At 62.2% G+C, this 19123-nt stretch carries 17 protein-coding genes; 11 read left to right on the top strand and 6 right to left on the bottom strand.

Features of this window, described 5'->3' with window-relative positions; genetic code table 11:
* Window positions 1–20: 20 nt before the first annotated feature.
* The 11 genes from H6851_20205 (at window position 21) to H6851_20155 (ending at window position 12131) form a co-directional block, all read left to right on the top strand.
* Window positions 21–344 (top strand): hypothetical protein, encoded by a 324-nt coding sequence (locus tag H6851_20205; protein ID MCB9945932.1) that lies wholly within the window; start codon window positions 21–23, stop codon window positions 342–344.
* Window positions 345–452: 108 nt separating this feature from the next.
* Window positions 453–1289: a hypothetical protein gene (locus tag H6851_20200; protein ID MCB9945931.1), complete on the top strand. Its 837-nt coding sequence runs from the start codon at window positions 453–455 to the stop codon at window positions 1287–1289.
* 116 nt (window positions 1290–1405) lie between these two features.
* The gene (locus H6851_20195; GenBank protein ID MCB9945930.1) at window positions 1406–2560 is read left to right on the top strand and encodes a hypothetical protein; all 1155 of its coding nucleotides are present in this window, start codon (window positions 1406–1408) and stop codon (window positions 2558–2560) included.
* Window positions 2561–2578: 18 nt separating this feature from the next.
* Complete coding sequence (locus H6851_20190; protein MCB9945929.1) at window positions 2579–5101, top strand: molybdopterin-dependent oxidoreductase; 2523 nt, start codon at window positions 2579–2581, stop codon at window positions 5099–5101.
* A 15-nt stretch (window positions 5102–5116) separates the two neighbouring features.
* Window positions 5117–5782, top strand: coding sequence for a 4Fe-4S dicluster domain-containing protein (locus H6851_20185; protein MCB9945928.1), 666 nt, complete (start codon window positions 5117–5119; stop codon window positions 5780–5782).
* A gap of 1 nt (window position 5783) precedes the next feature.
* Window positions 5784–6527 (top strand): molecular chaperone TorD family protein, encoded by a 744-nt coding sequence (locus H6851_20180; protein MCB9945927.1) that lies wholly within the window; start codon window positions 5784–5786, stop codon window positions 6525–6527.
* Window positions 6528–6530: 3 nt separating this feature from the next.
* Window positions 6531–7541, top strand: coding sequence for a 4Fe-4S binding protein (locus H6851_20175; GenBank protein ID MCB9945926.1), 1011 nt, complete (start codon window positions 6531–6533; stop codon window positions 7539–7541).
* Entirely contained in the window at window positions 7538–7993 is a 456-nt protein-coding gene (locus H6851_20170) for a hypothetical protein (protein ID MCB9945925.1), read from the top strand. The genes H6851_20175 and H6851_20170 overlap by 4 nt, the downstream gene beginning before the upstream one ends.
* Entirely contained in the window at window positions 7990–9897 is a 1908-nt protein-coding gene (locus H6851_20165; protein ID MCB9945924.1) for a HAMP domain-containing protein, read from the top strand. The genes H6851_20170 and H6851_20165 overlap by 4 nt, the downstream gene beginning before the upstream one ends.
* Window positions 9894–11246, top strand: a complete 1353-nt coding sequence (locus H6851_20160) for a sigma-54-dependent Fis family transcriptional regulator (protein ID MCB9945923.1) — start codon at window positions 9894–9896, stop codon at window positions 11244–11246. The genes H6851_20165 and H6851_20160 overlap by 4 nt, the downstream gene beginning before the upstream one ends.
* A gap of 90 nt (window positions 11247–11336) precedes the next feature.
* A complete protein-coding gene (locus tag H6851_20155; protein MCB9945922.1) occupies window positions 11337–12131 on the top strand; it encodes an SDR family oxidoreductase in 795 nt (264 codons plus the stop codon).
* A 131-nt stretch (window positions 12132–12262) separates the two neighbouring features.
* On the opposite strand, the gene H6851_20150 is transcribed toward H6851_20155, so the two are convergent.
* The 6 genes from H6851_20150 to H6851_20125 all read right to left on the bottom strand — a co-directional run bounded on the left by H6851_20150 (window position 12263) and on the right by H6851_20125 (window position 19047).
* Window positions 12263–12967 (bottom strand): SDR family oxidoreductase, encoded by a 705-nt coding sequence (locus tag H6851_20150; GenBank protein MCB9945921.1) that lies wholly within the window; start codon window positions 12965–12967, stop codon window positions 12263–12265.
* Entirely contained in the window at window positions 12954–13904 is a 951-nt protein-coding gene (locus H6851_20145; GenBank protein MCB9945920.1) for a 2-hydroxyacid dehydrogenase, read from the bottom strand. Before H6851_20145 ends, H6851_20150 begins: the two co-directional genes overlap by 14 nt.
* A 17-nt stretch (window positions 13905–13921) precedes the next feature.
* On the bottom strand, window positions 13922–15532 hold the full coding sequence (locus tag H6851_20140; GenBank protein ID MCB9945919.1) for an ABC transporter ATP-binding protein: 1611 nt from the start codon (window positions 15530–15532) through the stop codon (window positions 13922–13924).
* Window positions 15525–16445, bottom strand: a complete 921-nt coding sequence (locus H6851_20135; GenBank protein MCB9945918.1) for an ABC transporter permease — start codon at window positions 16443–16445, stop codon at window positions 15525–15527. The genes H6851_20140 and H6851_20135 overlap by 8 nt, the downstream gene beginning before the upstream one ends.
* Window positions 16446–16448: 3 nt before the next feature.
* A complete protein-coding gene (locus H6851_20130; protein ID MCB9945917.1) occupies window positions 16449–17363 on the bottom strand; it encodes an ABC transporter permease in 915 nt (304 codons plus the stop codon).
* A 184-nt stretch (window positions 17364–17547) separates the two neighbouring features.
* Entirely contained in the window at window positions 17548–19047 is a 1500-nt protein-coding gene (locus H6851_20125; GenBank protein MCB9945916.1) for a peptide ABC transporter substrate-binding protein, read from the bottom strand.
* Window positions 19048–19123: the final 76 nt, after the last annotated feature.

Below are 19123 nucleotides of genomic sequence, written 5' to 3'. Positions count from 1 at the left end.
GCCAATCGCGGGACAGGGCAATGGAAGGCTCAAGGGTCAAGCAGATTTTCGGGGCGGCGGTTGTCGCCTGTCTGACAGGTGGATTCGCCGGCCAGGCGTCCGCCGAGGAGATAGCCGGGGTTGAGCCGAGTCTTCGGCCAGCTGGTGCGCCGGTCATTACTACGGTCGATCATGGCGAGGCATGGTATGCCAATGCCCTTCGCGGCATTAGCGCTCCGATTCCCGAAAGCCTCGGTTTCCTTGAGGATGAGGGGGTCTGGTACACGCCGTTCATCCATCCCAACGTGCCCGGCCGCTATGACATTCGCGGCCTGTATGGCGCGCCCGGGGAAACCGCCAACTGAATTTCGCAAATTCGTCCGGCCATTCGTGCCGACGATCGGGCCGGGAGGCGCCTGAAGTCGTACGCTCGAGCCTCCATAACGTTCGAGCGCCAGGTGAGGAGATAAGGAATGACTGTGAAGAGAGAGCTGAAAAACCTGCTCGCAACGGCATGTACTGTTGCGTTGCTGGCGGCACCGCTCGCAGCTTCCGCCCAGGGTATGTCGGGAATGTCCGGCATGGGCGGTATGGGTGGCATGTCGGGGATGTCCGGCATGGGTGGCATGTCGGGGATGTCCGGTATGGGTGGCATGTCGGGGATGTCCGGTATGGGTGGCATGTCGGGAATGTCAGGCATGGGCGGCATGTCCGGCATGAGCGGAAACCAGATCGGTAACTGGGTCTGCACCCAGTGGACCATGGTTGGCCCGCCGAGTGGCATGGGCGGCATGTCCGGTATGGGTGGCATGTCAGGCATGGGCGGCATGTCCGGTATGGGCGGCATGGGTGGCATGTCCGGTATGGGTGGCATGTCAGGCATGGGCGGCATGGGTGGCATGTCCGGCATGGATGGCATGTCCGGTATGGGTGGCATGTCGGGAATGTCTGGCATGGGCGGCATGTCCGGTATGGGTGGCATGTCGGGAATGTCTGGCATGGGCGGCATGTCCGGTATGGGTGGCATGTCGGGAATGGGCGGCATGTCCGGTATGGGCGGCATGTCGGGAATGTCCGGCATGGGTGGCATGTCTGGAATGTCCGGCATGGCGGGAGCACCCGCTGGTGGAAATTGGACCTGCACCCAGTGGTCGTTCGGTGCCCCAACTGGCATGAGCGGCATGTCTGGAATGTCGGGCATGGGTGGCATGTCCGGTATGGGTGGCATGTCCGGTATGGGCGGCATGTCGGGCATGGGTGGCATGTCTGGCATGGGCGGCATGGGTGGCATGAGCGGTTCGTCGAACTAGCGACGAATCGCCAGAACCGGGGCTCGGTCGCGTGAGCCTCCCGGTTCCTTCCGTCGGGTGGCCTGATCTGACCCGGGCCACCCGGCCTTTTCCTGCATGGCCGGGTAGTCCGTTTCATGAACAGCAAGACGTCGATTGCAGTAATTGGAGCCAGTCTGGTCCTTGTTCTGGGCCTTGCCTGGTTCATGGTTCGTATAGTCAGTCACTGGGAAGTTGGCGAAGCGGAGGACGCTGCCCGTCGCGAGGCCGCCCAGATTGCCACGGACGCCGTGATGCCTGTTGTAACCCGTGCCGAGGATGCGGCTGCAACGGCGACGGCGGCTGCCGAGGAAGCCAAGGCTGCTGCCGGTCAGGCGGCCGAGGTCGCGCGCAATGCGACGGAGACCGCGGCGGCTGAAATTGCCCGGCAGATGGCCGATGAAGCCGTTCGGGCGGTCGTTCGGGAGCAGGAACGCAAGGCCGAGGATGCAGCGGCAGCCGAGGTGCTCAAGGCGGTGAAGGCCCGCGCGGCGACTGCCAGCTATGAACAGGCCGTGTGGGATCCGTTGCATTTTTCGCCGGCGATCGACACGGCACGGGACGAGCAATGCCTCGTCTGCCATTCCGAGATCCTTGACCGGCAGGTCAGTGAGGAATCGCCGGCTGGCGTGCGCGCCGACCAGTCGCTCGCCTGGTACCAGACACTCGACACCTATGCCGGTGATCAGGAGACCTTTCACCAGAGGCATATGTCGAGCGACTATGCCAAGGAGGTCATGAACCTCTCCTGCAATTTTTGTCACAAGGGCGACGATCCGCGCGAGGAATCGGCGCAGACACCTCTTGAGGACGGTCGCACCCAGCTCGCATCCACGGGCCCGGATGGTGACATGCCGGCTTTTACGTTGCGCAAGATGGTCAATCCATCGGACACGTGCCTGCGCTGCCATGGCAGTTTTCCCTATGCCAACATGGAAGGCGTGGATGGGGCCTGGCCCGAGGTTCGGGAGAATTTCGAATTCGAGGAGGGCGAGAATGGCTGTCTGACCTGTCACACCGACCTGTTCCGCACCGTCCGGCATCAGGTGACCTATCTGCATGCCGATCGTATCGAGGAACTGGCGCAGACAAGCTCGGACGTCTGTTACGGTTGCCATGGCGGTCGCGCCTGGTATCGCATCTCCTATCCGTATCCGCGCCATCCCTGGCCGGACATGCCCGAAGAGGTGCCCGATTGGGCCGTCGATCGTCCGACCGTATCCGATCCGCGCTACCAAATTGAGCAGAACTGAAGCGAGGGAACCCAGTTCATGGATATGTCCAGACATTTCAACATGGGACGCCGCCGCTTCCTGCAGTCCAGCGCTGCCGCCGGTGTGGCGAGCGGCCTGGTCCAGACGACGGCACCGAAGGAAGCCAGGGCGTTCGCCTACGAGCCCTATCCGGTCGATGACGAGCTTGAGACCGTCGTCACGAGCTGTGCGCACAATTGCGGTTCGCGACACATGCTGGTGGCGCACAAGAAGGGTGACGTGATCGTCCGGCTGTCGACCGACAATGGTAGCTATCAGGGCGATGCCTGGGGAACCGATACGGAGGAGAAACCGCAGGTGCGGGCGTGTCTGCGCGGCCGTTCCTACCGCGTCAGGCTCTATTCTCCCGAGCGTCTTCTCTATCCGATGATCCGCGTCGGTGAGCGCGGCGAGGGCAAGTTCCGCCGGGCATCCTGGGACGAGGTGCTTACCCAGATCACCGAGAAGATGGTGCAAATCCGCAATACCTACGGCCCGCAGGCATTGCTCGACCAGAGCTATGCCGGCGCATCCTACGGTGTCCTGCACAAGTCGGACCAGATCGAGGGCCTGCTCGGCCGCTTCCTGGGCATGTTCGGGTGCCGCACCAGTTCATGGTCGGTGCCGTCCTACCAGGGCACGACGTTCAGTTCGCGCATCACCTTCGGCACTATCCAGGATGGTAACGAGGACGATACGTTTGCGCATTCGAAGCTGATCATCATGTGGGGCTGGAACCCGGCCTATACCTTCCACGGCGGCAATACGTTCTACTATATGAGACTGGCGAAGCAGCGTGGCTGCAAGTTCGTCTGCATCGACCCGCAATATACCGACAGTGCGGCCTGCTACGATGCGTGGTGGATCCCGATCCGGCCCAACACCGACGCCGCGATGATGGCCGGCATGGCGCACTATATCTTCACCAACAACCTGCACGACCAGGATTTCATCGACCGTTTCGTGCAGGGCATGGATGCCGGTACCATGCCGGGCTGGGCGCAGGGACGGGAAAGTTTCAAGGACTATATTCTCGGAACGTCCGATGGCCAGCCCAAGACGCCGGAATGGGCCGCGGAGATCTGCGGCGTATCGGCCAGCGACATCGCCAAGCTGGCACACATGTATGCCACCACCAAACCCGCCGCGCTCAAGGCAAGCTGGGCGCCGGGGCGCAACGCCTATGGCGAGCAGTACAATCGCATGGCCGCTGCATTGCAGGCGATGACCGGCAACATCGGCAAGCTTGGCGGTTGCGCGGAGGGTGTCGGCAAGGCCTGGCATGCGGAGGCGGTGGCCTATCCCTACGACCAGTTCGCCAATGTCTGGTACGCCTCGATCAAGTCGGACCGGTGGGCGCACTGTGTGCTCAACTATCCCGATGTGAGCCGCGAGGAGATCGGGCTGTGGCCGCGAAACGACCAGTTCGATGGAGTGGCACCCAACATTCGGGGCATCTTCTGGCAGGGGTCGGACTGGTTCAACCAGTTGACCAACATCAACAAGGAGATCGAGGCGATCAAGAAGCTCGATCTCGTGGTCTGCATGGATTCGACCATCACCCCGTCGGGGCTATGGGCCGATTACCTGCTGCCGGTGGCCACGCATTTCGAGCGCCACGATGTCGCCCTGCCCTGGTACAAGGGACATTATTACATCCATCGCCCTGTGGTTATCCAGCCCATGGGCGAAAGCAAGTCGGATTTCCAGATCTTCACCGAGATGGCCTACCGGCTCGGATTTGGCGAGGGATACAATCCCAAGGCGACCCGTGCCTATTTCGATGACCCGACCGAAGTGGACGAGGCGTATCTCAGCGAGTGGTGGGAGCAGAAGGTCATGCACCACCAGAACGTCGAGATGCCTTGGGAGGAGTTCAAGCAGCGCGGGATCTACAAGTTCATCCTGTCGGAACCGCATATTGCCTTCCGGGCGCAGATCGAGCAGGGGCAGCCCTTCGAGACACCATCCGGCAAGATCGAGATCTTCTCGACCACGCTCGGTCAGACCACGGACTGGACGCGGACCCAGTATGGCTATGAAATTCCGGCCATTCCGAAATGGATCGAGCCGTGGGAGTCGCTCAACAGTCCCGAGACGTCGCGCTTCCCGTTCCATGTGGTGAGTCCGCATCCCCGCTGGCGCACCCATTCGATCTTCTATAACATCCCGTGGTTGCGCGAGACCTACCAGCAGGAGGTCACGATGAATGCGTCGGATGCAAGGCGTCTGGGCGTGAGTACGGGAGATGTCGTCGAGGTCTACAATGACCGCGGGACCTGCGTCGTGCCGGTCTATGTGACCGAGCGGTGCATGCCGGGGGTTGCGGTGCTGTTCGAGGGAGCATGGATGGACCTCGACGGCGATGGCGTGGATCGGGCCGGCAATCCGGATTTCCTCACCCTCGACAACCCCAGTCCGGCTGGTGCGTTTGCCTACAACACCGTGCTTGCCGGCATTCGCAAGACCGACCTCGAACACAAACCGGGATGGGACATGCTGGCCACGTCGCGCAGCGCCGTCTTCCGTCGCGATCTCTGAGGGAGCAGAAACGACATGGCGAACCAGAACGTCGACAAGGCGAAGATCAAGGAGAACGTGGCGAAGCGCAAGCGCGAGGCCTATGTGCCGGTCGTGCCGGACGAGCAGTTCGGATTCATCCACAACAATGTCGACTGCATCGGTTGCCGCGCTTGCGAAATCGCCTGCAAGGACAAGAACGGCCTGGCACCCGGTCCGCGGTTTCGCAGGGTGCAGTATATCGAGGGCGGAACCTATCCCGAGGTTTATGCCTACAAGGTCAACATGTCCTGCAACCATTGCGCCGAGCCGGCCTGCCTTCCGGCCTGTCCGACCGGTGCGATCTGGAAGCACAAGGAAAACGGTGTCGTCGACATCGACAGTACCCTTTGCATCGGTTGCCGGCGATGCGAGGCCGCATGTCCCTATGGCGCGCCGCAATGGGATCCGGAAAGCGAGACCGTCAAGAAATGCAATATGTGCATCGACGAGCTGGAAGCCGGGCGCAAACCCTATTGTGTCATGGCCTGCATGATGCGGGTGCTCGACATCGGTCCCATCGACCAGCTTCGCGACGGCACCTATCAGACCAAGGCACGTGGCCCGAACGATCAGGTGGTCCGGCAGGTCAAGACGATGGCCGACCCGGAGCTGACGAACCCGTCGATCGTCTTCGTTCCGCATTCCAAGGGCAAGGTCTGAGATGACGACCGCGACATCGGAACGCCCTCCTGTCATCGACCGGGCCGTGTGGCAGGAACTTGCCGAGGATCTTGAGACGCTTGCCCGGTTGCATGATCGCGAACCCGACCGGACACTCGTTGACGAGCTTCGACAATCTCCGATCGCCGAATGGTTCGCCCTGCCACTGGGTGACAGTGGTGGTGCGGCCGTGTTCGACCATGCGCTGGGCGAGTTGCCGCGGCCCGTCGACCGGGAGAGCCTCGATACGCTCGCCACCGACTACGCCGATATCTACCTGGTGCATGGCCTGCATGCCTCGCCTGCCGAGTCGCCCTGGCTCGATCCGGATCACCTGGTCTGTCAGGAACCGATGTTTCAGGTGCGCGAATGGTATGCTCATTACGGGCTGGAAGCTACCGACTGGCGGCAGCGATCAGATGATCATCTGGTCGTTCAGCTCCGTTTCATGGCGCATCTGGCGCGCACCGCAACGGACTACAGTCTCGTGGATCTGGCACGTTTCCTCGACCGGCACGCCTTGCGCTGGATACCCGATTTTGCCGAGCGGGTAGCCGCGCGCTGCAGGACGCCGTTCTTCGCCGGGCTCGCCGTTCTGACGTCGGACTATCTTGAGCAGTTGCGGGATCTCGTGGAAGCGATCACGGGTCTGGAGCGCGAGGTCGTCGAAATCAAGCCCGACAGCCAGCCGGCAGCGGCACCTGCACCGCAGCCCTACATGCCTGGCGTCGGACCCGGCTGGTAGTCCATGCCGGCGCTTAAGGTTGGCGGGCAGACGCCGTGGCCACCCGTCAGCGAACCTCCCCGCCTCGATCGCGACCAGTGCGTCGCCTGCATGAGCCCGTTGTCCGAGTGCGCGGCTTGTGCGCAGGCATGTCCCAGCAAGGCATGGACGATGACCACTGCCGGTCCGGAGCTTGACGGGGAGCTCTGTGATGGTTGCGGCCGCTGTGTCGGCGTCTGTCCGCAACGGGCACTGTCCGTATCGACTCCGATCGAGAAGCGTCAGGACAGGCACGGTGTTTTCGCCATGGCCACCTGTGCTGCCGTGGCCTGCGAAGACGACAGGCCGCAAATGCCCTGCCTTCACCTGATCGGGTGGCGGCAGCTGGACGAGTGGCGGCGGCAGGGTATCGGCCGATTGTGGATCGAGCATGCGGATTGCACGGACTGTCGCCGGCATGGCGAGGATATGTTCGGCGAAGCTCTCGGCTTTGCCCAACAGGTCTGGGCCGAACGCGGTACCGGGCCGATGGTGGTCGAGCGTCTTCGCTCCGGCAAGCGCGGCCGGCTGCGGGCAAACAGCGAACCGGCCTTCGATCGTGGTGCCGCCGGCAGTCGCCGTGCGATGTTCGGCCGGCTTGCGGCTGCGTTCATCGAGCCGGAGGCCCGTCCGGGGGAACGGGCTGTCTTCGGTCCGACGCTGGAGCCGGACCTGTGCAATGGCTGCGATGCCTGTGCGAAAATGTGTCCGACCGGCGCCTTGGCGCTGCAGGAGGATGGCGAGCAGGCGGCCTACGAAGTCATGGCGGAGCGCTGCACGGGATGTGGCCTTTGCGTCGACGTCTGCGAGACCGGTGCCGTGAGCATCAGGTCGTGGGTCTCGCCGCCGCACTCGCGATTGTCTTTGAGTCAGCGAAGTTGTACGGTCTGTGGCCTGTCTTTTCATGAGCCTCTTGAGGCGACATCGCATGAGCAATGCTGGATCTGCCGGCTGCGTCCGGCCGCCAATCCCCGCGCCGTCATTGTCGACCCATGAGTGACTGGCTCGACCCGGTGTTCGACTGGCTGGCCGCCAACGGGAGCGGCCGGGCGCTCTTTGTCGCCATGCCGAGCTATCGGCCCGAGCTGATCCGGGCACTCGCGGAGGCAACGGGCTTCGATCACTGCGATTTCAGGCGGGAGGTGATGGCGAAGGCCGGCAGCGATCCCGCGACGTTGCCGTTGTCGCTCATCGAGGAAACAATCGCGGGACATGCCGCAAGGAATGGCCTGGTGCTGCAGAATGTGGAGTCGCTGCTGGCGACCCGTTCGGCGGAAGACCGCTCGGGCTGGATCGCGCGCATGGCCGCCATTGCGCATCCGCTGACACTGATTTTCCCCATCGCGTTGTTCAACGCCGATCTTCCCGACGATACGGCCGTGATTCACATCGCCCCCGACGCGCTGCCTGCCGATACGCTGATGATGCGGTTATGGGGATCTTCTTGACGCAAACCGGGTTGCGTGGGCTCCGGGGCGTCACGGGCAGGCTGCGTCATTGGCTCGCCAGTTCCCTGCGCCGGCAGTTGGTCGCTGCCCTGGTGGCCGGGCTCGCGGTGGCGTCGGCAGTGTTCCTGGCGATCCTTGTCAAGCTCTATCACGACCATCTCGCCGATGAACGCAGTGCGGCTGCCGGGCAGGTGCGCCAGTTGCTGCGGACAGCGCTCGAAAACGCCATGCTCAAGCGGGATATCGACGGTCTCAGGGAGATCGTCGATCAGCTCGGCCGTCAGAGCGAGATTGCCGGTGTGATGATCCTTGCCCCTTCGGGTGAGGTACGCTTCGCGTCGGAGCATGAGAATCTCGGTCGGCGATACGATCTTGCTGGCGGCGAACTGTGTCATGGATGTGCGCTTCCCGAAGGCCATCTCGACCCGGTCGGCGCGTTCACGCGCCGGGAGGACGGCCGGCAGGTCCTGCGGAGCGTAGTTGCCGTGGCCAACAGGGAGCCATGCCAGACCTGCCACGGACCGATCGCGACGCATCCCGTGAACGGTATCCTGGTGGTAGACTATGCCGCGGGTGAACTGCGGCGGTCGGCCCTTTTGAGTGCCATCACCATGGGGGCCGCCGGCATGGTCGTCGTCGGAATCGCCATGCTGGCGCTCTGGCTGACCCTGGAACGGCTGTTGCTGCGGCCCCTGGGATATCTAGGCGCCGCCAGTCAGGGGCTCGCCCAGGGGGACTATCGCAGCCGTGCTGCAATTTCCGGTCACAACGAACTGGCTCGGCTCGGCTCCAGTTTTGACAGCATGGCCGAGCGCATTGCCCATCAGATCGACGACCTTGCCGCCCGCGAGCATTATCTGCAAGCCCTCATCAATGCGGTGCCCGATGGTATCCGGGTCATCAATCGCGACTACCGGGTCGAACGGGTCAACCGCGCGTTCCTGGAGCAGCAGGGCCTGGCGGCGGATGCCGTGCTCGGACAGCCCTGCCATACTTCCAGCCATCGGTGCGACACGCCATGCGCGCCTACCATGGTCACCTGTCCGTTGCATGAACTGGGCAATGGCCGCAACAGTCTCGTCTGCAGGCACCGCCATGTGAGGTCGGACGGTCATGAGCTGTTCGTCGAGATTTCGGCAGCGATCCTGGAGGTCGATGACAATGGCGAGCCGTTGAGCGTGGTCGAGTCGATCCGCAATCTCAGTCAGGACGTGGCGCTCGGTCATGAACAGAAGCTGTCGGAGCTGGGAATGCTTGCCGCCGGTATCGCCCATGAAATTCGCAATCCCCTGAGTTCCATCCGCATCGGACTTCAGGCCCTGCAGGGCGGCTCGCCAAGTGTCGATGCGTCGAGCTATCTTGATCTGATGCAGGAGGAAATCGACAAGTGCATCGAAGTGACCGATCGGCTCCTGAAGCTCTCGGTGCCGACGCGTGGCCATGACGCTCTGGTGGATCTCGCCGTGCTTGTTCCGGACGTCATGACGCTCCTGGCCAGCGATGCGGAACAACGCGGCATTGCCGTCGACATCGATCTGCCGTTGAGCCTGCGGGTAATCGGCAGTGACAGCGACCTGCGGATGCTGGTTCTCAATCTCGCCCAGAATGCATTCCACGCCATGGTCGACGGCGGCCGGTTGAAGGTGACGGGGAAATGCGACGCGGGCACGGTCCTCATCGCCATGGAGGATACCGGCTGCGGTATCTCGCCCGAACACCTGGAACGGATCTTCCAGCCCTTCTGGAGCCGTCGGGCCGACAGGGGAGGCACGGCGGGCACGGGGCTGGGCCTCAGTATCTGCAGGGAGATCGTCAAGGCCCACGGCGGGCGTATCGAGGTCGAATCCCGCCTCGGCGAGGGTACGACCTTCACCGTTCACATACCCTGGGCGGATGGACCATGAAGCTGGAAGGCAACGGCCGGACAATTCTGATCGTTGAGGATGATCGCACCCTGGCCCGAATGTTGACCGACGCGATCGGCGCCCATGGTTTTGACTGCGCAGTCGCTCCGGACTGGCAGACCGCGGCGGCGATGCTGGTCGATCGCAGCCCTGTCCTCACCTTGCTCGATGTCAGGCTGCCCGACAGGGACTCGCTCGATGCGATAGAAGATGTCGTCGAGCAGTGTCCGGTGATCGTCCTGACGGCCTACGGGACGATCAATCAGGCCGTCAGCGCCATGCGCCGAGGCGCATTCGAATATCTGACCAAGCCTTTGGACCTGCGGGAGCTTGAGCTTGCGATCAGTCGCGCGCTGGAGGTGGTCTCGCTCAGGCGTTCCTATGATTTCGTGCGCACGCAGCTGCATCCTGCGAGCGGCGGTCTCATGATCGGGCGGAGCCGTGCCTTCCGCGAGACGCTGCACCTGGTCGAGTCCGTCGCGCAGACAGACTGCACCGTCCTGATACAGGGCGAGAGTGGGGTTGGAAAGGAGCTGGTGGCGCAGAGCATTCATCAGTTGAGCAATCGTTCTGCGGGGAATTTCGTGCCGGTGGATTGTTCGACATTGCAGGAAAATCTCTTCGAATCGGAAGTCTTCGGCCATGAACGCGGCGCCTTTACCGGTGCGGACCGACGCAAGGAGGGGCTGATCGAGGTCGCGGAGAACGGCACGGCCTTCTTCGACGAAATCGGCGAATTGACGCCCGGCCTGCAGGCCAAGATGTTGCGACTCCTGGAGACCGGGCGCTTCCGCAGGCTGGGCGGTACTGCCGATCACAGCTCCAGCGCCCGTTTCGTTGCCGCCACCAATCGCGACCTCGCCATTGCAGCCCAGGGCGGAAAGTACAGAAGTGACCTGTATTATCGTCTTGCAGCCTTCGTGATCGAGGTGCCGCCGCTGCGGGCACGACGTGACGATATCCCGCTTCTGGCTACCCATTTTCTGAAAAGGCGGAATTTCCTTCGCAATGTCGACAAGCAGCTCAGCCCGGAAGCCATTGACCGGCTGGTCGACTATGACTGGCCTGGCAATATTCGCGAACTGCGTAACATTGTCGAGCGTGCCATCCTCATCTCCGGCAACGCACCGGAGATCCGCAGCCGTCACATCGCGCTGGACAGTCACGCACCCCCTCCCGATGAGCATGAGATCCCCTGGGCAACGGAACCGACGCTCGAACAGCTCAAGCAGAGCTATGTCGGCTACCTGATGAAGAAGTACGAAGGCAAGCGGGCCCAGGTCTCCCGAGCCCTCGGAATAAGTGAACGCAATACCTACAGGCTTATCAAGCGCTACGGACTATCATGACTGCGGTACCTGGGCTCCGGAAAGGGCCTGCCATTGGGATGATCCTCCGGCAGATCCAGTTTTTCGGTCGGGACAATCGGGAGATAAAGGATGGGTCGACTGGATGGAATGGTCGCGCTGATCACCGGGGCCGCAAATGGGCAGGGGGCTGCGGAGGCGCGTCTGTTCTCGAACGAAGGTGCTGCGGTTATCCTCACGGATATCGATGACGCAAACGGTCGTTCCCTTGCCGAAGAAATTGTCCTGGAAGGACGCAAGGCCGTCTATATTCATCACGATGTGGCGAATGAAGACGACTGGAAGAATGTGATCGCCACGGCGAAGGCCCGGTTTGCGGGACTGAACATCCTCGTCAACAATGCGGGAGTCGTTCCGCGCGAGACACTTGACGAAACATCGATGGAAACGTGGAGCAGGACTCTCGCCATCAATCTCACCGGGCCGATGATCGGAATGAAACTGGGAGCGCCGGTGATCCGTGACAGTGGTGGTGGGTCCATCATCAATATTTCGTCGGTGGCCGGACTGATGGCGCATTACGATGCAGCGTACACCGCAAGCAAATGGGGCCTGCGCGGGCTGACCAAGACCGCGGCCATTGAATATGCGCCTTGGAATATCCGGGTCAATTCGATCCATCCCGGCCAGATCGAGGGAACTGCGCTGTTCGCCAGCGCTTCAACCGAACTGATCCGCTCGCGCAGCGCGAGCATTCCGATGCAACGCTCGGGCACGCCGGGCGAATGTGCCGAATTGGCATTATTCCTCGCCAGTGATGCATCATCCTTCATTACCGGTGCTGAAATTCCTGTCGACGGCGGCTACAGTGCCGGAGCCACGATGTGGATGCGCCAGCAGATGAAAAGACAGCTTGAATCGTCCTGAACGTCGCAGGCAAATCAAGATCGCTTCGAAAGGGCAGGGTGGTTCGTGGTTTCGACCCATGACCGGGTCCAATCCGTTGAGGCATTTTCAGTGCGGCAGGATATCCGCCAGCCATTCCTGGAACTTGGTAATTACAGTGACGATCCTGCACAAACCACTATGCGCTGGCCTGTGATACTTGCGGCCTCGTCGCAGAGCAGGAACGCCGCCAGGGCGGCGATTTCATCCGGTTGCACGAAGCGGCCCATGGGTGGCAATTTCGGCGGCAGGCCCTCGCGCTCGGGATCGGCCAGCATCGGTGTTTCCGTCGCGGCCGGAGCGATGACGTTGACGGTAATGCCGCGCGAAGCCAGTTCGGCGGCAAAGGAGCGCGCCAGTCCTTCCAGCGCAGCCTTGGAAGCGGCATAGTAGGCCTTGCCGGCGGCACCCGTCGCGACGCGGCTGCCGATGAATACGATGCGCCCGCCATCGGGCATGTCCGGCGCCAGCGTCTGGACCAGCCTTGCGCCGGCCTCGACATGCAGGCGCCACATCCGGTCGCCATCGCCATGATCAATCTCGCTGATCGAACCGATCCGGAGAACGCCGGCGGCATGAATCAGGGCGTCACACCTTTCCACCTGTCGCATGGCTGCCTGCAGGCTTTCGGCATTTTTCAGATCCGCGGCGACATGGCGGAAACCTTCCCGGTCGATGCCCGGATCGCGACGACTGATTCCGGTCACGCGCCAGCCGTCGCCAAGAAGCCTGTCGGCAATCGCCCGTCCGATACCCGAACTGCATCCCGTGACGATTGCATGGCCACTACTCTTTCCCGTCATGTCAGGGTATCCCATGGACCGGTGTCAGCAACGGGCGGCCATCGAAGAAGGCATTCAGATTGTCGACAACGAGTTGGGCCATGGCGTCGCGCGATTCCACCGTGCCGCTCGCATGGTGCGGATAGAGCGTGACATTCGGCAGCATTGTCAGCGCCGGATCCGGATCGGGCTCGTTTTTGTAGACATCGAGCCCGGCACTGCCGAGCCTGCGGCTGCACAGTGCCGCGATCAAGGCCGGTTCATCGACCACCGAACCCCGCCCCACGTTGATGAACGTGCCATCCGGGCCGAGAGCATCGAGAACCTCGCGGTCGATCATGCCCTCGGTTTCGCTGCCTCCGGGCAGGATCGCGATCAGAATATCGGCCCACTCCGCGAGTGAGCGGACATTGGCGAAATAGGCATGGCCGACCGGTTTCCGATTGCGGGCGGTATAGCCGATGTCGACGCCCAGCGGTTCGAGACGCCGGGCTATGGCCATCCCGATCCGGCCCAGGCCGGCTATTCCGGCACGTTTGCCTTTCATCGACGACAACAGCGGATACATGCCCTTGCGGCTCCAGTCGCCCGAGCGGACATAGTCATGCGCGGTCACGAGCTGGCGCCGCGCCGCGAGCGTCAGCATCAGCGCGGTATCGGCAACGTCATCCAGCAGGGCGTCGGAAGTGTTGGTAAGCCAGATACCACGCGACTTCAGCGCGCCGGCATCGATCGATTCGAATCCGGCGGAGGAACAGGCGACGATCTTCAGATTGGGAAGATGTTGCAGGTGGTCGACGGTGAGCGCCGCATGACCGTTGATGACGACGGCCTCGCAGGCCGGACCGATCTCGCTCAGCAGGGTATCCTTGTCTGTTGCCTCGTCATAGCGGTGCAGCGTATAGGCAGCTTCCAGCTGCGCCATCGCCTTGGACCGCAGCGGATACATGACAAGGACATCACGCCGGGCCATGCCTGAGCCTGTTCCTGTCATTGCCGCTCACGACGCCGTTCGGCCTGGATATCCGGGTCCGGACTCAGCGAGGCCGCCATGAGATTGCGGGTGTAGTCCATGCGCGGATGGTCGAAGATCTCGGCCACCGGCCCCTGTTCGACGATCCGGCCACCCTGCATCACCACGACCCGGTGAGCGAAATCCCTCACCAGCGGCAGGTCGTGGGCGATGAACAGATAGCTTAGTCCCATGTCCCGCTGCAATTGGGTCAACAGGTCGATCACCTGCGCCTGCACCGACACGTCGAGGGCTGACACCGCCTCGTCGCAGATGATCAGCTTCGGTTCCAGCGCGAGCGCGCGGGCGATGGCGATACGCTGGCGTTGTCCGCCGGAGAACTGGTGCGGATAGCGATGCATGTGCCCGGCTTCCAGTCCGACCTGCTCCAGCAGCTCTCGCACCCTCTCGCGCCATCTCGCCCTCGGCAGGATGTCGGGATGGATGGCGAAACCCTCGGAGACGATGTCATGGACCGACATCCTCGGATTCAGCGACTGGGTCGGATCCTGGAACACCATCTGGATTTCACGGCGCAGCTCGAAGAGCTCGGCAGCGGGCATGCTGACCAGGTCGCGGCCATTGTACAGCGCCTCGCCTGATGTCGCTTCCTCCAGCCGCAGAAGTGTTTTCGCCAGTGTCGACTTGCCGGACCCGCTCTCGCCGACGATGGCGACGGTCTCGCCGGGCAGCACTGTCAGGCTTGCGTCTTCAAGGGCGACGAAACCGCCGAAATGCTTGGACAGGCCGTTGATTTCCAGAATGGGCTTGATGCCGGTATCGAGAGGCGGGGCCATGTCGCCGCTTCCCGGAACCGCACCGATCAGCTTTTTCGTATAGGGGTGTTTTGGTGCGCGATAGACTTCGGCAGCACTGCCGGTTTCGACGATCTGGCCGGAATTCATGACGACAACACGGTCCGCTGTTTCGGCGACCACGCCCAGATCGTGGGTGATCAACAGCAGGCCCATGCCGGTTTCCTGCTGCAATTCCTCCAGAAGTGCAAGGATCTGCGCCTGAACGGTCACATCCAGCGCGGTCGTCGGCTCGTCCGCGATCAGGATGTCGGGTTTCAGTGCCAGCGCCATCGCGATCATGATCCGCTGCCGCTGCCCGCCGGAGAACTGGTGCGGGTAGGCGTCGATCTTGCTCTGGAATTCGGGAATGCCGACCCTTTCCAGGAGTTCCAGACACCTTGCCCGGGCCTGCTCCTTCGGCATTCCGTGCGCGGTCATCATCTCCTCGATCTGGAAGCCAACGGTGTAGACCGGGTTGAGATGGCTGAGCGGATCCTGGAAGATCATCGCGATGCGCTTGCCGTTCAGCTCGCGGCGCGCCTCGTCGCTCATCGCCAGGACATTTTGTCCGTCGAATATGATCTCGCCGGAGATGATCTCGCCTGGGGGACAATCGATCAAATTCATGATCGTGCTGGCCGACACCGACTTGCCCGACCCGCTCTCGCCGAGGATGGCGAGGCATTCGCCCTGATCAAGGTACCAGCTGACATCGCGAACCGCATGCACCGTGCCCTGCGCGGTGTGAAAGTCGACAGAAAGACCGCGGACTTCGAGGAGATGATCAGTCATTCTTCTTCCTCGCAACTTCCAGTCGCCACCGCTGCACGGGATCGAGCGCGGTGCGCATCCAGTTCGACAACAGGTTCAGGCTGAGCGTGGTCAGGATGATCGCCAGACCCGGCCAGAAGGACAGCCACCATGCGGTCGTGAGGTAGGGGCGTCCCTGACTGACCATGAGGCCCCAGGTGATCTCCGGCGGCTGGATGCCGATGCCGAGGAAGGACAATGAGCTTTCGGCCAGCATGACGAAGGCGAAATCCAGCGTCGCTATGGTCACGAGCGTCGGGAAGACGACCGGCAGGATGTGACGGAACACGATCCTTCTCGTGGATGCGCCCATCACCTGTGCCGCCTGCACGAACATGCGCTCGCGCACCTCCAGCACTTCCGCACGTGACGTGCGCAGGTAGACGGGGATCCGGGTAATGGCCAGGACGATGATCAGGTTCCCGACCGACGGTGCCAGCATGTACAGGACAATCACGGCAAGCAGAAGCGAAGGGAAGGACATGATGATGTCGGCCAGCCGCATGATGATCTGGCTGGCCGTCTTGGACGAATAGCCGGCGATCAGGCCCAGGGTCGTCCCGATCGCCATCGAGCAGATCACGGCTCCCGCGGCGACCATGATGGTGTTCTGGGCGGCCACGATGATCCGGGCGAGCAGTGGGCGACCCAGGGCATCACCGCCCAGCCACATGGTCCAGGCCTGCGAGAAATCGAATGGCGGCGCGTTGCGGCCCCGAAGGTTCTGCTTTGTCGCGATACCTTCGAGCAGCATCGGGCCGAAGAGCGCGCAAAGTACCACCAGTAGAAGGAAGATCGCGGCGCAAAGGGCGAACTTGTCGCGCCACAGCATGCGTCCGATGCTTATCCACACAGGGGGAGCATCGCGGATGACGATCTGGTCGGACACGCTCATGGATCAGTACCTGATGCGGGGATCGAGCACCGCGTAGAGGATGTCGATCAGGATGTTCATCACGAATATGGCGACAGCCGTCACGAAGATGGCCGCCATCACCACGGCGAAGTCTCGCTGCAGGATCGAGTCGATCATGAGTTTGCCGATGCCCGGGAAGCCGAAAATCGTCTCCACGACCACCGCTCCGTTCAGAAGACCCGCGGCTTGATCCCCGATGACGGTGATGACGGGGAGCATCGCGTTCCGTAGGGCATGGACAAAGATGATCGGGTGGTTCTTCACGCCCTTGGCGCGGGCGGTCTTCACATAGGCCGAACTGAGTGCTGTGATCATCGAGCCACGCACGACCTGCACGATCAGGCCGAACGGCCGGATGAAGAGGACCGCGATGGGCAATATCCAGTGCCAGACGGTTCCGGTACCCGAAGTCGGCACCCAGCCCAGCTTCACCGCGAAGATGACGATGGCGACAATCGCGATCCAGAAGTCTGGCGCGCTGGCACCGATCAGGGAGAAGAACGTCGCAATACGGTCGAAGATGCCGCCGACGTGGAACGCGGCAAGGCTGCCCACGATGATTGCCAGAATCGTCACCAGCGACATGGTGATGCCCGCAAGTTGCAGCGTCCAGACGAAGGCGTGCAGCACCGCATCGAGCGCAGGTTCGGACCTGCGGATCGACATGCCGAAGTCGAAATGGACCAGATCGCTCACGTAGCGGAAGAACTGCATGATCAACGGATCGTTCAGCCCGTTGATTTCACGGAACCGTTCGCGGCTTTCGAGCGAGGCATCGACGGGAAGATACAGATTGGTGGGGTCGCCGGTCAGTCGTGACAGAAAAAAGACCAGAATGATCAGGCCGATCAGCGATATGGCGCTGGAAACGGCCCGCTTGCCCAGGAATGCCTTCATGACCTCGCCCCCTGAAGTTGCGCATCCGATCAAGGGAACTCCCTTCGATGAATGCGCTCTTCCCACTGTCCGGAACGCGCCCCGACCGGAAATGGCCGGTGCGCGGCTCCAGCTTCGCAACTGAACGGGCTCCCTGCCGTCCAGACAGCCCGAAGGCGATATCGACCGCCTTCGGGCTTTGTGTTCACTTGAACCTGATCTGCGCCAGTTGCAGCTCGGAGTTGGTCTTGATGGTCGGCTTGAAGTCGAGTCGCTCGTTGACCCGGGTGAAGCCCACCATGTGCCACAGGAACACGTCGGCAACGACATCGTTGAAGATGTAGGCGAAGGTGTCTTCCCAGAGCTTCTCGCGCTCGTCGCCTGTGGCAGCGGTGGCGGCGGCGATCATCCCGTCGAGCTTGGGATCGGTCACGCCCGATTGTGCGCCATCGGATGCGTACTTGAAGAACATGGAGAAGACGGGATCGCCATTGGCGTTGTCATGCATCGCGCCGACGATGAACGGCCCGCCCTCGACGAAGGGCTTGCTGTAATATTCGTTCCACTCGGCGGTCTCGACCATCTGAAGCGTGATGTTGAGGCCGGCATCCTGCCACATGGCCGTCAGCGCTTCCATTGTCTCGGTGACATTGGCCCACTGCTCCAGCCGCCCGATCAGGATGATTTCCTTGTCCACCGGAACGCCGTCGGCCGCCGCTTCGGCCAGCAGTGCCTTGGCCTTCTCGAGATCGAAGGGATAGGGCTTGAGGTCGTGGTTGTAGCCGATGGTCGACGGCGGAACCATGCCGGTCGCCAGCAGCGTGCCATTGGCAAGAATGGTGCCGATGAAGGCTTCCTTGTCGATCGCATAGTTCAACGCCTCGCGCACGCGCACGTCGTTCGTCGGGACGGAATTGTTGTCGATCCGCATGTAGACGGTTTCGGAGTTCGGATAGGAGTAGTCCATGGTCGGATCTGTGGCGTCCTGCAACGCGATGTTCGGCGCGATGTCGGCCTCGCCCGCCGCAACCATGGCGGCCCTTACCGCGCTCTCGGAGCGGAACACGTAGGTGGCGTCCTTCACCGTCGGTACATCGCCCCAGTAATCGTCGCGCAGGCTCAGCTTGATGTGCTGGCCACGGGCATATTCATCGAATGTGTAGGGGCCGGTGCCGATCGGATGGTCGACGAAGGCTTCGGTGTCGGTTTCCGACGGCAGGACCGTCAGCGTGGACATCAGCAGCGGCAGGATCGGCTGCGCCGGATCGCTGGTGATGTCGACGGTCACATCGTCGATGACATTGGTCGAGAGCTCGAAGCCGCCGTAATACTTGGCGCCGATTTCGCAGACGAACTTGTCGGACTTGTTGCGCTCCAGCGAGAAGACGACGTCGCCGGCATCGAGCGCGGTGCCATCGGAGAAGGTCACGCCCTCGCGCAGGTGGAAACGCCACGTACCATTACCCATGTCCTCCCAGCTGGTGGCAAGGCGCGGCTGCAGGCCCGATCCGGGGACCAGTTCCGTCAGGGTTTCGGACACGTTCTGCAGGATGACGCGGCCGATGTTCGACTTCGACGCCATGCAGGGTTCGACGTTTTCCAGTTCCTCCGAAAGGACGACGGTCACGGATTCCTGCGCATGGGCATGCCCGGCAAGGGTCGTGAAAAGCAAGGCCGCCGAGACGCGGCCCAGGTTTGCAGTCATGTTTCTCCTCCCATGTACAGGTTCTTGACATTCGCTGCCGCGACTGCCGGTCTTTCCGCGACGGATTCTGCCACCA

This window comes from Geminicoccaceae bacterium, from assembly GCA_020638465.1.
Lineage (GTDB): Bacteria > Pseudomonadota > Alphaproteobacteria > Geminicoccales > Geminicoccaceae > JAGREO01.
This window is presented reverse-complemented; position numbering and strand designations above follow the sequence as displayed.

Bases quoted from the DNA above. Each gene is read 5' to 3' on its own strand.
- H6851_20125 (MCB9945916.1), bottom strand. From the start codon at position 19,047: ATGACTGCAAACCTGGGCCGCGTCTCGGCGGCCTTGCTTTTCACGACC.
- H6851_20145 (MCB9945920.1), bottom strand. From the start codon at position 13,904: ATGGCCCGGCGTGATGTCCTTGTCATGTATCCGCTGCGGTCCAAGGCG.
- H6851_20150 (MCB9945921.1), bottom strand. From the start codon at position 12,967: ATGGGATACCCTGACATGACGGGAAAGAGTAGTGGCCATGCAATCGTC.
- H6851_20140 (MCB9945919.1), bottom strand. From the start codon at position 15,532: ATGACTGATCATCTCCTCGAAGTCCGCGGTCTTTCTGTCGACTTTCAC.
- H6851_20160 (MCB9945923.1), top strand. From the start codon at position 9,894: ATGAAGCTGGAAGGCAACGGCCGGACAATTCTGATCGTTGAGGATGAT.
- H6851_20190 (MCB9945929.1), top strand. From the start codon at position 2,579: ATGGATATGTCCAGACATTTCAACATGGGACGCCGCCGCTTCCTGCAG.
- H6851_20180 (MCB9945927.1), top strand. From the start codon at position 5,784: ATGACGACCGCGACATCGGAACGCCCTCCTGTCATCGACCGGGCCGTG.
- H6851_20195 (MCB9945930.1), top strand. From the start codon at position 1,406: ATGAACAGCAAGACGTCGATTGCAGTAATTGGAGCCAGTCTGGTCCTT.
- H6851_20205 (MCB9945932.1), top strand. From the start codon at position 21: ATGGAAGGCTCAAGGGTCAAGCAGATTTTCGGGGCGGCGGTTGTCGCC.
- H6851_20135 (MCB9945918.1), bottom strand. From the start codon at position 16,445: ATGAGCGTGTCCGACCAGATCGTCATCCGCGATGCTCCCCCTGTGTGG.
- H6851_20170 (MCB9945925.1), top strand. From the start codon at position 7,538: ATGAGTGACTGGCTCGACCCGGTGTTCGACTGGCTGGCCGCCAACGGG.
- H6851_20155 (MCB9945922.1), top strand. From the start codon at position 11,337: ATGGGTCGACTGGATGGAATGGTCGCGCTGATCACCGGGGCCGCAAAT.
- H6851_20130 (MCB9945917.1), bottom strand. From the start codon at position 17,363: ATGAAGGCATTCCTGGGCAAGCGGGCCGTTTCCAGCGCCATATCGCTG.
- H6851_20175 (MCB9945926.1), top strand. From the start codon at position 6,531: ATGCCGGCGCTTAAGGTTGGCGGGCAGACGCCGTGGCCACCCGTCAGC.
- H6851_20185 (MCB9945928.1), top strand. From the start codon at position 5,117: ATGGCGAACCAGAACGTCGACAAGGCGAAGATCAAGGAGAACGTGGCG.
- H6851_20200 (MCB9945931.1), top strand. From the start codon at position 453: ATGACTGTGAAGAGAGAGCTGAAAAACCTGCTCGCAACGGCATGTACT.